The 13943-nt window shown below is 57.2% G+C and carries 13 protein-coding genes; all 13 read left to right on the forward strand.

Translation table 11 applies throughout. The annotated features are described in order from the left end of the window. Window positions 1–615 precede the first annotated feature (615 nt). The gene (locus AD944_RS02535; RefSeq protein ID WP_045543340.1) at window positions 616–2019 is read left to right on the forward strand and encodes an aminotransferase-like domain-containing protein; all 1404 of its coding nucleotides are present in this window, start codon (window positions 616–618) and stop codon (window positions 2017–2019) included. A gap of 340 nt (window positions 2020–2359) precedes the next feature. Continuing rightward, window positions 2360–2842 carry an MSMEG_0572/Sll0783 family nitrogen starvation response protein gene (locus AD944_RS02540; protein ID WP_045543339.1) on the forward strand — a complete coding sequence of 161 codons (483 nt, stop codon included), beginning with the start codon at window positions 2360–2362 and terminating at the stop codon, window positions 2840–2842. A 24-nt stretch (window positions 2843–2866) separates the two neighbouring features. Then, window positions 2867–3841, forward strand: a complete 975-nt coding sequence (locus tag AD944_RS02545) for a Nit6803 family nitrilase (RefSeq protein ID WP_045543338.1) — start codon at window positions 2867–2869, stop codon at window positions 3839–3841. Beyond that, the gene (locus AD944_RS02550; protein ID WP_045543337.1) at window positions 3838–4944 is read left to right on the forward strand and encodes an MSMEG_0568 family radical SAM protein; all 1107 of its coding nucleotides are present in this window, start codon (window positions 3838–3840) and stop codon (window positions 4942–4944) included. Before AD944_RS02545 ends, AD944_RS02550 begins: the two co-directional genes overlap by 4 nt. Next, window positions 4944–5507 carry an MSMEG_0567/Sll0786 family nitrogen starvation N-acetyltransferase gene (locus AD944_RS02555; RefSeq protein WP_045543336.1) on the forward strand — a complete coding sequence of 188 codons (564 nt, stop codon included), beginning with the start codon at window positions 4944–4946 and terminating at the stop codon, window positions 5505–5507. Before AD944_RS02550 ends, AD944_RS02555 begins: the two co-directional genes overlap by 1 nt. Next, window positions 5504–6478 carry a sll0787 family AIR synthase-like protein gene (locus AD944_RS02560; RefSeq protein WP_179946507.1) on the forward strand — a complete coding sequence of 325 codons (975 nt, stop codon included), beginning with the start codon at window positions 5504–5506 and terminating at the stop codon, window positions 6476–6478. The genes AD944_RS02555 and AD944_RS02560 overlap by 4 nt, the downstream gene beginning before the upstream one ends. After that, complete coding sequence (locus tag AD944_RS02565; RefSeq protein ID WP_045543335.1) at window positions 6475–7653, forward strand: MSMEG_0565 family glycosyltransferase; 1179 nt, start codon at window positions 6475–6477, stop codon at window positions 7651–7653. The genes AD944_RS02560 and AD944_RS02565 overlap by 4 nt, the downstream gene beginning before the upstream one ends. After that, window positions 7641–7928, forward strand: a complete 288-nt coding sequence (locus AD944_RS02570; RefSeq protein WP_045543334.1) for an MSMEG_0570 family nitrogen starvation response protein — start codon at window positions 7641–7643, stop codon at window positions 7926–7928. Before AD944_RS02565 ends, AD944_RS02570 begins: the two co-directional genes overlap by 13 nt. Before the next feature lie 16 nt (window positions 7929–7944). Beyond that, window positions 7945–9192 (forward strand): MSMEG_0569 family flavin-dependent oxidoreductase, encoded by a 1248-nt coding sequence (locus AD944_RS02575; RefSeq protein WP_045543341.1) that lies wholly within the window; start codon window positions 7945–7947, stop codon window positions 9190–9192. 15 nt (window positions 9193–9207) lie between these two features. Then, on the forward strand, window positions 9208–10980 hold the full coding sequence (locus tag AD944_RS02580; protein WP_045543333.1) for an AMP-binding protein: 1773 nt from the start codon (window positions 9208–9210) through the stop codon (window positions 10978–10980). Window positions 10981–11258: 278 nt separating this feature from the next. Then, window positions 11259–12692: a cytochrome ubiquinol oxidase subunit I gene (locus AD944_RS02585; RefSeq protein ID WP_006115551.1), complete on the forward strand. Its 1434-nt coding sequence runs from the start codon at window positions 11259–11261 to the stop codon at window positions 12690–12692. A 2-nt stretch (window positions 12693–12694) separates the two neighbouring features. After that, window positions 12695–13714 (forward strand): cytochrome d ubiquinol oxidase subunit II, encoded by a 1020-nt coding sequence (gene cydB, locus AD944_RS02590; protein ID WP_006115550.1) that lies wholly within the window; start codon window positions 12695–12697, stop codon window positions 13712–13714. Next, a complete protein-coding gene (locus tag AD944_RS16210) occupies window positions 13701–13850 on the forward strand; it encodes a DUF2474 domain-containing protein (RefSeq protein ID WP_007397858.1) in 150 nt (49 codons plus the stop codon). Before cydB ends, AD944_RS16210 begins: the two co-directional genes overlap by 14 nt. Window positions 13851–13943: the final 93 nt, after the last annotated feature.

Genomic DNA, 13943 nt, shown 5'->3' on the forward strand with positions numbered 1-13943 from the left:
GGGTACCCCCTGAGTCACCCCAAGCAACGGTTGGTATTAATATGATTGATTGTATCTGGAATAATGACTGCGTAACCTTGTCTGTTCCATAGCCGGCGTGTTCGGACAGCAAAGTTATGATCGTGTCGGATTGCGCCATTTTTCCCAAGGCCAATATCACCAGAACCGCCAGGAAACATGATGATTGTTCCTCGGTGGGTTGCCGGGATGCAAAAGAGCACTCTTACGTAACCACCTTCTCTAAAAGGTATGCTGTAAACCTGTTCATTTATATCAGAATGTATGGTGCTGATAGCGTGTGACTGTTCAGGACGAGCATAAGCTGTCGTGCAAGGTATTATTAAAAAAATAATTGATACTAAAAAGACATATAAATATTCAAGCATTGCTCAGCCACAACGGAATAAGTTTCTTCATTTTTCTTACTTGTTCTAAAACAGATTTGCCACAAGGTAATTAAAGTCTGAACTTGCGTGTTGTGCACAATGCTATGAATTAAATCGTAGCAATGTGGAGACAATTGTTCTCACAGATAAGCGGCTGCGCTATGCATTGCATGGATTGTATGGGATGTAGTGCAATACAATCTTGTCGAATATATGGAAGCCGCCACGCATGTCAGCCTATCCTTATCTGGCTCACTGGAAAGAAGAAATCAGTCAAAGCCCGAATGCCATTTACCTGACACTTGCTGATGCCTTGGCTCTTTCCATCCGGAGAGGTGATTTGCGGGAAGGGGATAAACTTCCCCCGCAAAGAACGATTGCAGATTATCTTGGTACCAATCTGACAACTGTAACGCGTGCATTTACCGAGGCAAGGCGTCGTGGTCTCATTGATGCAACTGTAGGGCGGGGAACTTTTGTGCGCGTCGGTGCCGGTGAAAGCCATTGGCGCCATACCGGACCTGCGGTGGTTGATCTTACCATGAATCTGCCGCCTATTCCTCAGGATCCACCGCTCCAGCGTATTATTCAGAGTGATATCTCCGCTATCTTGAAGCAACAGGATTTGAATAGTCTCATGTCCTACAGGGTAACTGGGGGCACGATTGAGGAGCGTCAGCTTGGCGCAAAATGGATAGCACCTGTTATCGGTCAGCGGCGCATAGAAGAAGTTCTGGTTTCTCCCGGTGCGCAAAGCGCATTAGCAGCAATCGTCAGCACGCATACCCAACCAGGAGACGTGATTGTAACGGACCGTATTGCCTACCCAGGGATCCGAACCATTGCAGCGCAATTTGATCTTATTCTGGTTGGTGTAGACAGTGATGCTGAAGGCATGATGCCAGATCAGCTAGACCGAGTGTGTTCGCAACATCATCCACGACTACTCTACTGTATTCCTACCATTCATAATCCCACTACAGCGACAATGTCACTGCAAAGGCGCAAGGATATTCTCGCAGTGGCGCAGCGTCATCATTTGCACATTGCCGAAGACGATCCTTACAGCCTGTTGATGGATGAGCCACTGCCAGCGTTGGCAGCTCTGGATCATAGTCGGGTCAGTTATATTGCTACGCTTGCCAAAACATTGAGCCCAGGCCTGCGCACAGCCTACGTCGCTTTGCCGAATGCAGATATGACCCGGCGTGTGACAGCTGCCATTCGGGCGATCGCTCTGACAAATGCAGGTTTATTGAGCGCGCTTACTGCGCGGTGGATGCAAACGGGGCAAGCGGAAACAATTCTTCATGCCATCCGCAAAGAACTTCGCCTGCGGCAATCCATTGCGCGAAAGGTTCTAGGGAAAGGACACTGCATGAATCCGAACGGTCCACATGTCTGGCTGAAATTGCCTGACTGGTGGGGCAGTGCGGACTTTGTCGCTTATGCACGCCGACGTGGTCTTGCTCTGGTCCCCAGCACAGTTTTTACAATCAGCGGTGAGTCACCACAGCGCGCGCGTATCGCGCTTGGCAGCGCACCAGATGCAGCAAGTCTTGAAGAATCTTTAAATGGTGTGGTGTCCGTTCTTCAGCATAAGCGTTCTCCCGGTTTCGCCGATATTGTATGACATGGTTTTGGGTTTGGGACTCAACGGACTCATTTGATTTCGTTGAGTCTCGCCTGAATGTTCGAAAAACAAAAAAGTGCATCATTCACGAATGCGTGATTAAAAAATAATGATAAAACAGATAGTTACGCGCGTTATATGGAATTGTATGTCTTGAATATTATTTTTGTATGTTTCTGTATACCTTTTCAAGACAATAAACTGTTAAGATTGTTTTGTTTGTACTTATTTCTAAGTGCATACAATATTTTGTCATTTGGTTATCCCGTGTCACGTTCACTTCGGCACAGCGGTCAGTTCCGGTTTCTGGCTGGAGATCGCATCACACGGGAGAGATATCATGCCAAAAGTCGAACATGCACCATATCAGGATGGTGATTGCTTCGTTAATTATGAAAACAAGGTTTTTGAAGACGTCAAAGCCAAACCAGGCGAAAAAGCTCTTATTACTTTTCATACCGTCGCCAATGAAGGTTCGGTTGGGTTTGTAAATCTGCTTCAGGCCACACGTCTGATCCGCAAAGGCTTTGAAACATCCGTTCTGCTGTACGGACCAGGTGTTACTCTTGGCGTGCAGCGCGGTTTCCCACGTCTGGGTGATGAAGCCTTTCCTGGGCACATGAACTGCAACAAGCAGATTGCAAAAATTATTGAAGAGGGCGGCAAAGTCTATGCCTGCCGTTTCGCGCTTCAGGCGCTCTACGGATACGGTGAGCAGAACCTGATCCCAGGCATCACGCCGATCAATCCGCAAGACGTGCTCGACATTATCCTCCTTGCGCGTCGTGACAACGCTTTCATCCTCAATACCTGGACTCTCTAAAGGCCAAAGGAAGGACCGCAAGCCATGTCACGTATCGTTCGCGCTGCTGCCATCCAGATCAGTCCCGTCCTCGGCGATGACGGTTTGGGGACAGCCCGGAAAGTCTGTCAGGCCATCCGTGAAGCCGCCGAAAAAGGCGTGAAACTGGCGGTCTTTCCTGAAACCTTCGTGCCCTATTACCCCTATTTCTCGTTCATCCAGCCGGCTTTCCGTTTCGGTGGGGAGCATCTGGCGCTCTACGAACGCGCTGTCGTCATTCCCGGTCCGGTTACCGACATGGTGGCCGAGGCCGCGCGTCAGACCGGCATGGTCGTGGTGCTGGGTGTGAACGAGCGTGATTTCGGCACGCTCTACAACACCCAGATCATCTTTGATGCCACAGGTGAAATCCTGCTCAAACGCCGCAAGATCACGCCCACCTACCATGAGCGCATGGTCTGGGGGCAGGGCGATGGCTCCGGGCTGAAAGTGGTGGACAGTGCCGCCGGTCGCATCGGCGCACTGGCCTGCTGGGAGCATTACAATCCGCTCGCCCGCTACGCGCTGATGACCCAGCACGAGGAAATCCATTGCGCCCAGTTCCCCGGCTCGCTGGTAGGGCAGATATTTGCCGACCAGATGGAAGTCACCATCAGGCATCATGCGCTGGAATCCGGCTGCTTTGTGGTGAACGCTACGGGTTGGCTGACGGAAGAGCAGATCAAGGAAATAGCGGGCGACCCTGCGCTGGAAGGGCCGCTGCGGGGTGGATGCTTCACGGCCATCGTCTCGCCTGAAGGGAAGCTGCTCGGCACACCGCTGACGGAAGGCGAGGGGATGGTGATTGCCGATCTCGACTTCGCCCTGATTACCAAGCGCAAGCGGATGATGGATTCCGTAGGGCATTACGCACGGCCCGAACTGCTCAGCCTGCTTCAGGACCGGCGGCCCGCCCGCACCGTTCATTACGTTGGGGAAGCCAATCCGGTTCCCACATCTACAGATGAGGCTGCGTCATGACCATTCCGACGCTCGGTACACTTTCTGGTCGCAAGCTCGTTACCGATCTACAGTCCTTCGGACTGCAGATCGGTGAGCAGACCGGCGGCATTGCCCGCAAGGGAGGCGCCGGTCCTTCGGATCACAAGACGATTACCATTGCAGGCCAGACCGTCATGGTCCCGGTCTATACATCTGGCGCGCGGCATTCACCATTTCAGGCCAGCCCGCCGGACCAGCACGGGGCCAGCACGCTGCTACGCGATGGGCAGACACTGGGCACGATTCACTTCCCGGCGGCCCCGCGCTTCTATGGCCTGAGCACGGCGGACGGTATCCCCTACTGGAAGATCGCCCTGCTGCATGGCCGCGACACGCTGGCGACCACGGTGCACCAGACCTGCATCCGCTATGCCGACCGGCGCACGTCCTGCCAGTTCTGCGCTATCGGCCAGTCGCTGGAGGCTGATCGCACCATTGCCTACAAGACGCCAGCGCAACTGGCTGAGGTCGCCAAAGCCGCCGTGGAACTGGACGGCGTGCGCGACATGGTGCTGACCACCGGCACACCCAACGTGGTTGACCGGGGTGCAGCCGTGCTGGCGGAGTCAGCCCGTGCCATCAGGGCGGCGGTGGATCTGCCGCTTCAGGTGCAGTGCGAGCCTCCACGCGATCACCACTGGTTCCAGCGTCTGCGGGATGCAGGAGCGGACAGTCTGGGCATGCATCTCGAAGCTGCCACGCAGGCGGTGCGCGAGAAGATCATGCCCGGTAAGGCCACGGTCAGCGTCGATCGCTATATGGACGCCTTTGCTTTCGCCGTACCGATCTTCGGGCGCGGGCAGGTCAATACCTACATTCTGGCAGGCCTTGGCGACAGCGCCGAAGATATTCTGGCTCTGGCTGAACGGCTGATCGCACTTGGGGTCTATCCCTTCGTGGTGCCGTTCGTACCCATTTCCGGCACACCTCTGGAAAATCACGCATCGCCTTCCGCCGACTTCATGAAGTCCGTACTCGCACCGCTTGGGCGGATGTTGCGGGATGCGAACATGAAATCCACCGACATCCGCGCCGGGTGTGGCCGGTGTGGCGCCTGTTCCTCCCTTTCGGCTTACGAATAATGACAGCGATCCTCGAAGGCGTGGACGACCGCCCGTTCATCCCGACCGAATATGTCGTGCGGCTGGCCCGCACGCCGTGGGAACGGGCTGGCTACCATGCGCTGCGCCGCGACGTGTTCTGCACCGAACAGCAGGTCTTTGCCGATGATGACCGGGACGCAATCGACGCGGTTGCCATTCCCATCATCGCGGCGTGCTGCATGGCGGGCATGCCGGACCGGGTGGTGGGCGCCGTGCGCATCCATGAAGCTGAGCCCGGTGTGTGGCGCGGCTCCCGTCTGGCCGTCCATGAAGACCATCGCAAACTGGGACGGATCGGCGCGGAACTCATCCGCATGGCGGTCAGCACGGCGCACGGACTTGGGGCCACGCGGTTCCTGGCCCAGGTACAGGAACAGAACGTGCTGTTCTTCCGTCGCCTGTACTGGAAAAGCCTTGGAGCCATGACCCTGCATGGGCGGCCGCATCACGACATGCAGGCCGACCTCTCACGCTATCCGGCGCATGGCCAGGATCAGACCTGGCTGCTGCGCCCGCAGCCTCGTAACCGGCAGGTGGCATGATGGCACGCGAACTGACGACACTGCTGCGCATGCTTCGACACGGTCGGGCCCTTGCGGGCAAGCAGGATATTGCCGAAACTGTCGCAATTCTTGGTCGGGATACAGGCGATGGTATCCGCCTTGGCGATGACTGTGCTGCCATACCAGATGGCGATGGCTATCTCCTGCTGGCCAGCGAGGGGTTTCAGGACAGCTTCGTGCGCGCCATGCCATGGTTTGCCGGGTATTGCGGCGTGATGGTCAATATCAGTGACATCGCGGCGATGGGCGGTCGCCCTGTAGCTGTAGTGGACGCGCTGTGGAGCGATACGTCCGAGGCGGCCGCGTCCATTCTGACCGGTCTGCATGAAGGTGCGCGTACCTATGGCGTGCCGGTTGTCGGCGGCCATACCAACATGCGCAGCACCCATAATTCGCTGTCAGTCGCGATCCTTGGCCGTGCCCGTCATCTGCTGACCAGTTTCGATGCCCAACCGGGCGAGGTGCTGATCGCTGCCATTGATCTGCGCGGCCGCTGGCACGACCCGCACCCGTTCTGGGATGCCAGTTCCGCACTGTGTCATACTGAGGGGGCGGCACGCCTTCGAGATGATCTCGATCTCTTGCCCGGCATTGCCGAGGACGGGTTGAGCCGCGCTGCCAAGGATATCAGCATGGCCGGACTGCTGGGCACCGCGCTCATGCTGGCCGAATGTTCGGGTATCGGCATGACCATCACGCTCGATGACATTCCACGTCCCGACGATGCACCAATGGAACGCTGGCTGTCCGCATTCCCCAGCTATGGCTATCTGCTGACAGCCCGGCCCGAGGATGCCCGGGCAATTATCGCACGTTTTCAGGCACGCGGGATCACTGCCGCCATCATCGGACAGTGCGATATGACACGACGCCTTGATATCATATGGGACGGGGAGAAAGAAACCTTCTGGGATCTCGCCCGGACGCCGCTCATGGGGTTTGTGTCATGAGTCTGTCCATTGGCATCCTGACCCATTCGACCAATCCGCGCGGTGGTGTGGTGCACGGCATGGCGCTGGCGGAAGCCCTGTGTGACGCGGGCCATGACGCAACGCTGATTGCGCCGGACGTGACAGGGGCCGGTTTCTTCCGCACGCCCCGCTGCGCCACAAACTGCATCCCGGCCGTGCCTGAGACCGACCTGCCAACGCTGGTGGAACGCCGCATTGGCGAGATCAGGGACGCCCTGCGTGGGCAGCATTTTGACGTGCTGCATGCGCAGGACCCGATCAGCGCCAATGCACTGGCCGAACTGGTGGAAGAGGGACGGATACCGGGCTTTGCCCGCACGGTCCACCATCTTGACCATTTCACGCACCCGGTCCTTGCCGCGCGGCAGGAACGGGGGATCAGGGCGGCGGCCGAACTGTTTACCGTCAGCACAATGTGGGAAGATGTCCTGCGCAACGACCATGGCCGCGAAGCCCCGGTCGTGGGCAACGGGGTTGATCCCGTGCGCTTTTCGCCCGTAGAAAGCGCGCACGATGCCACGTTGCGGGCGCGGTATCATCTGCCTGCCGATCGTCACCTGATCCTGTCCGTGGGCGGGATCGAGCGGCGCAAGAACACGCTGCAATTGCTCGACGCATTTCTGGCCCTTCGCTGCGAACAGCCTGATGTGCATCTGGTTGTGGCGGGCGGGGCCTCACTGCTGGATCATTCTGCTTACCGCAATCGATTCATGGCGCGTCTGCGCGAAAGCGGTGCGGCCGATCATGTCACCATCACCGGGCCGGTTGCGGATGAAGACATACCTTCATTCTATCGGCAGGCGGACCTGCTGGCCTATCCATCCGTAACCGAGGGGTTCGGGTTGTGCCCGCTGGAAGCCCTGGCTTGCGGCACGCCTGTTATTGTGCCGGCAATCGCACCTTTCACGGAGCATTTTTCGGCAACGGATGCGCTGTGGTGCCAACCGGCGCACCCCGACACCTTGTTCATGGCGTTGCGCGACGCCCTGCGCGTCGAAAACCGTGACCATTTCCGGGTCAGCGGCCCCGCAACCGCCCGCCGTTTCGACTGGGGCCATGTCGCCAGTCGGCACCTCCCCGCATATCGGTGTCTGGCAGCGCGGTCGCGCACCGATGCCATTGCTTCAGGAGTTTTGTCACCATGCCCGAAATGACCTTTCGTGTGCGCTGGCCCGATGGGCAGGAGACTGACTGTTACTCCCCGTCGCTGGTCATAAGGGACCACTTCACGCCCGGTCAGGATTATCCGGTCCGGGAGTTTCTTGAAAAGGCGGACAGCGCCCTGACGGATGCCAGCGAGCGGGTTCGCACCCGCTACGGTTTCCCATGCAGCCGCGCCCTTGGCCAGCTTCACGCCATCAGGCAGGCCGGTGCGCCCTTCCTGAACCAGTCCGACGCGCAGGTGCGCGTCCTGTCTTTCAGTTATTGAGACGAAAAGAATGACCATGACACAGAACGAAAAAAGCATCCCCGTCATCATCGTGGGCGGCGGACAGGCCGGGCTCTCCATGAGCTGGTATCTCTGCCGCGAGAAAGTGGAGCACATCGTCTTTGAAGCAAAGACCGCCTGCCATTCATGGGATGATGAACGCTGGGACAATTTCTGCCTGGTCACACCGAACTGGCAATGCGAACTCCCCGGTCATCCTTACAAGGGGAAAGACCCGCACGGCTTCATGGTGAAGCAGGAAATCATCGAATACGTGAAGGGCTTTGTGGCCTCCTTCAATCCGCCCCTGCGCGAGCACACAGCCGTTACCTCCATCACCCGCCATGAAGGTGGTGGCTATCGCGTGGTGGCAGGTGGTGATACATGGCACGCGAAGCATGTTGTCATCGCATCAGGCGCATATCAGGACGCGGTCATCCCCGGCTATGCCAGCGCGATCGACCCCGCGATTCATCAGGTTCACTCGCAGAATTACCGCAACGCGGCCCAGTTGCCGGAAGGGGCTGTGCTGGTCGTGGGCAGCGGCCAGTCCGGCGCGCAGATTGTCGAGGACCTGTTCCTTGAAAAACGCAAGGTCCATCTGTGTGTTGGCTCCGCCCCGCGTGTCTCACGTTTCTACCGTGGGCGGGACGTTGTGGACTGGCTTGCGGATATGCACTTCTACGACCTTACTGTGGATAATCACCCTCTGCGCGACGGCGCGCGTGACAAGACCAATCATTATGTCACGGGCCGAAATGGCGGCCATGATCTTGACCTGCGCCTCTTTGCAAAGAAGGGCGTTGGCCTGCATGGCACGCTGGAGACAATCCGCGATGAAGTGGCGCACTTCGCGCCGGATCTTGCGGAAAACCTTGATGATGCGGACAGGACCAATGCCGACATCAAGAAATCCATCGACACCTACATCGCCCGTGAAGGGATCACGGCCCCGACCGAAGCCCCTTATGTGCCGGTCTGGGAGCCTGATGGCAGTAACGCTCCGCTGGACCTGAAGGCCGCCGGGATCACCTCGATTCTCTGGTGCATCGGTTTCCGTCCGAACTATCGCTGGATCGATGTGCCGGTCTTCAACGGAGCCAACAAGCCGGTCTGGCATCGCGGCGTGACCGATGCGCCGGGCTTCTACTTCCTCGGCCTGCCATGGCTGCACACCTGGGGATCGGGACGGTTCTCAGGCGTTTCGCGCGATGCCGCGTGGCTGGCCAGCCAGATCACCGGCAAAGACGTGCCTGTAGCCTGAACGGAGTAAAGCGCCATGCTTCCATGGACGACATACGAGGCGATGCACGATGTGGCGCTGAATCAGCCAGAGCAGTTCTGGCTGGAGGCGGCGCAACGCATCACATGGAAGCAGGCTCCTGTGACTGCATGCAGGACGCGGGAGGATGGCTGGCATGACTGGTTTCCCGATGCCACGCTCAATACCTGCCATAACGCGGTAGACCGGCACGTTGAAAATGGTCGCGGCGCGCAGGCGGCACTAATCTGGCATTCCTGCGCCACGAAGGAACGTCAGATTGTAACTTACCGGGAACTCCAGGGCAGGGTAGCCGGATTTGCCGGTGGTCTGCGCTCGCTGGGGGTGGAGAAAGGCGACCGCGTCCTGATCGCCATGCCGACCATGATCGAGACGGCCATCGCCATGCTGGCCTGCGCGCGGATCGGGGCGGTGCATGTCGTGGTTTTTGCCGGTTACGCCGGGCCTGAACTGGCGCGCCGGATTGATGATGTGGCGCCCAAAGTCATCATCATCGCCAGTTGCAGCTTTCAGGGGCAGACGCCCGTTGCGTCCGCGCCGGCCCTGAACGAGGCACTGGCCAGAGCGACGCACAGGCCACGGGCCTGCGTGATCGTGCAGCGCCCGGCCTGTCCGGTATCGCCCGTGCCGATGCGGGATCATGATTTCCATACGCTGGAACAGTCCGCACCGGCAGAACCGGTCACGTTGCGCTCCGAAGATCCCCTGTATATTCTTCATACATCCGGAACGACGGGTCATGCGAAAGGCATTGTGCGTGACAATGGTGGCCACGCTGTCGCTCTGGCCCTGTCCATGGATCTGATCTACGGCTGCAAACCCGGTGACACCTTCTTCACGACATCGGATCTGGGCTGGGTGGTTGGCCATTCCTACGGCGTCTATGCGCCGCTGATCAGCGGCTGCACCAGCGTGATCGTGGAAGGCGGCGCATCGGCTTCCGCCATCCGCGCGCTTTGCCATGAGCATGACGTGAAATGCCTGTTCACCACACCAACACAGATGCGCCTCATGCGGCAGGAAAGCCGCAACCTGTCAGGAGCGATCCTACCAACTCCTGCCCGCATCTTCGTGGCCGGAGAATATGCGGACCCGACATTGCTGGAGTGGGCACGATCCTATTTTTGCAAACCCGTGGTCAATCACTGGTGGCAGACTGAAACCGGGTGGAGCATCACCGCCCATTTCTTTGGCCTGCCCGAGCGCGATCCGGTCCCGCTCATGAATGACATTGGGCGGCCCGCACCGGGTTTCCGTCCGGAAATCGTGCCGTCCATACCCGGTGAACAGTGCGGGGAAATTGTCCTCTCCCTGCCGCTGCCACCCGGCTGCCTGGCTGGCGTATGGAAGGATGGAGCGATCCGTGTTCCTGCCGCCTATCTTGATGAAACGAACCGGTATTATCGTACCTTCGACGAAGGCATGATCGAGGCCAGCCGCGCCGTGCATATGCTCGGGCGTTCCGACGATGTCATAAAGGTCGCAGGACGACGGATTTCGGGTGTGCAGATCGAAAAGATCATTGCCGCCCATCCGGCTGTTCATGCCTGTGCCGTAGTAGCCTCTCCCGATGAACTGAGAGGGCAGCGACCTGTCGCCTATGTAGTACCTAACTCCGGTGTAAAAGTCATACCTTCTTCCGAGGAAATGATCGGACGGGTCAATCAGGCACTCGGTCGCTGGATTGGTCTTAAGGAAGTCCACTTCGTCAGACATCTGCCCACGACTGTCTCAGGAAAGATCACGCGGAAACGCCTGTTGGTATCTTAACGTTATCAGTCTCGTATAAGATCATTTTTATGAAAAAATGGCGAACTCATACCAGACAATCCGAAGACTCTGCACTTATCAATATGTCATGGTTGAAGGATTGTTAGAAAGATGACTGTATGATAACCAAAGACGTTTCCAAAACCAAAACGGAACAGATATACACGCCTATCAGGCAGTGCGAATATTATAACAATAAAACCGTCTGACAGTCTGTCATTTATGGAAATTTTACGTTTCTTATAAATGCGGCTGGATCACGATTTGGGGAGTTACCCATGCAACCATCGCACGATATCGCGCTGCTTCTGGCACGCTTCCAGTTCGCCTTTACCGTAGGCGTTCATATTGTTTTTCCCGCCTTCTCAATCGGACTGGCTGCCTATCTGGCCGTGCTGGAAGGATTATGGCTTAAAACCAGGCGGTCAGCTTATCTCGACCTCTACCGATACTGGATCAAGATATTCTCGATCGTCTTTGGCATGGGCGTCGTCTCCGGGCTGGTCATGTCGTATGAATTCGGCACGAACTGGTCGGTCTTCTCCCGGAAAGCCGGCCCTATTACAGGTGTTCTCCTATCGTATGAAGTCATGACAGCCTTCTTTCTCGAGGCGGGCTTCCTCGGGGTCATGCTCTTTGGCATGAACAAAGTAGGACGCGGCCTGCATTATGCAGCAACATGCTGTGTCTCGGTCGGTACACTCATCTCGATGACATGGATCCTAGCGTCAAACTCATGGATGCAGACGCCACAAGGATACACAATTGATGCTGCTACCGGTCGCTTCATACCCGCAGACTGGCTTGCCATTATTTTTAATCCCTCTTTTCCTTTCCGGCTTGTACATATGGGTCTGGCGGCCTTTCTTTCGGTTGCCTTTATAGTAGGAGCGACAGGGGCGTGGCATCTGCTCAAGGCACGCCGTGCGGGCACACAGGCGAGCGAACCGGTGCGCCTGATGTTTTCCATGGCAATGTGGATGGCTGCCTTCGTTGCCCCGCTACAGGTCCTCGCCGGTGACGCCCATGGGCTGAACACGCTCAAATACCAGCCGGTCAAGATTGCCGCGATGGAAGGGGATTGGGAATCAGAAGCGCGTGCCCCGGAACTGCTGTTCGGTATTCCCAACATGAAAACCGAACATACGGATTATGCTATCAGGCTGCCGCTGGCCGGGTCACTCATCCTGACACATAGCCTGAATGGTAAAGTACCTGGCATGAAGGATTTCCCGCGTGACCAGCGGCCGCCTTCTCCCGTGATCTTCTTTTCCTTCCGCATCATGATCGCGCTGGCGATGCTGATGGTTCTTGTCGGGTTCTGGTCGCTCTGGTTAAGGCGCAGAGGAACCCTGTTTAGCAGTCCAGGATTTCATCGGGTCGCCGTATGCATGGCGCCCACCGGTTTCATCGCATTGTTGTGCGGCTGGGTTACGACCGAGGTCGGCCGTCAGCCCTGGACCGTCTACGGTCTGCTCAGGACATCCGACAGTGTTTCCCCAATCGCCCTGTCCAATATGGCGCTGACGATGACCGTCTTTGTTGTGGTCTACGTAATCGTATTCGGATCAGGGATCGGCATTCTGGGCCGCCTGCTGGCACGCGCGCCACAAGAAGGTGAACATGAAACCAGCCCCTCTCACGCCCCGAATATTCTGGCCACAAGCACTCATCCCAAAGTCATCAATCCCTCTTCTGGCGAAGGAGCCTGAACATGATGGACGTCGCATACTGGCTTCCGATCATATGGGCCGTTATTCTGGTCGCTGCGATCACCATCTATGTCATCCTTGATGGCTTTGACCTTGGCATTGGAATGCTGTTCGCCGTAGAGCGGCATGAAGCCCGCAGGGATGTGATGGTCAACACCATCGCCCCTGTATGGGATGGGAACGAAACGTGGATGGTCCTTGGCGGTGCTACGCTCTATGGGGTCTTTCCTGGGGCCTATTCAACACTACTCCCTGCGTTCTACCTGCCGATCGTGCTCATGCTGGTTGCCCTGATCTTCCGTGGTGTGGCCTTTGAATTTCGTATCATGACACGCGGCACTGGACGCGAAAAACTGTGGGACGCTGGCTTCATGGCAGGATCGGGCATCGCGGCCTTCTGTCAGGGCGCAATCCTTGGAGGGGTCGTCCAGGGAATCAAGGTCGTGGACGGGGCTTTTGTTGGCGGTTCACTGGATTGGCTAACCCCATTCAGCGTGCTGTGCGGAGTGGCCGTCATGTGCGGTTATGCCCTACTGGGTGCAACCTGGCTTATCTGGCGTACGACCGATGTGCTGGAAGCCTCCTGCCGGAAATGGGCGAAGCTGCTGGCGATCGGGCTGTTTGTATGTATCGTAGCTGTCAGCCTGTGGACGCCCATGTTGCACGCACCCTACCTGCGGCGCTGGACCGAGTGGCCAAATATCGCATTTGTCGCACCTGTTCCCCTTCTGGTAATCGCACTGGGTTTTCTGCTGACCATCGGTCTGCGCCGTGGACATTCCAAAGGACCTTTCCTGTGTGCTCTCGGATGGTTCTTTCTCTGCCTGTCCGGCCTCGGGATTACGGTGTGGCCATATGCTGTTCCACCCGAGTTGACGCTGTGGGATGTATCATCTCCCCCTTCCAGTCAGTTTTTCCAACTGGTCGGCACCGTCATCTTGTTGCCGATCATCCTGACCTACACGGTTTACTCCTATCGCGTGTTCCGCGGAAAGGTAACGGAAGCAGATGGCTATCATTGAAATCGTACAAGGCAATGGGGACAACGCGCCCCGGCGACTTAGCCAGCGTATCGGCTGGTTCATCGGCATCTGGGCGCTTAGCACAGTAGCGTTATTCGTAAGTGCCTCGCTTGTTCACCTGATCGTACCAAAATGACTAAACCTGTGGTTGTTTTGACAACCACAGGTTCATTTTTCAACATTGATTATACCTGTTGATTTTCACTGAGAACTGATGGTGTGGACGGCT

Source organism: Acetobacter tropicalis, from assembly GCF_001580915.1.
In the GTDB taxonomy this organism is placed as follows: Bacteria; Pseudomonadota; Alphaproteobacteria; order Acetobacterales; family Acetobacteraceae; genus Acetobacter; species Acetobacter tropicalis.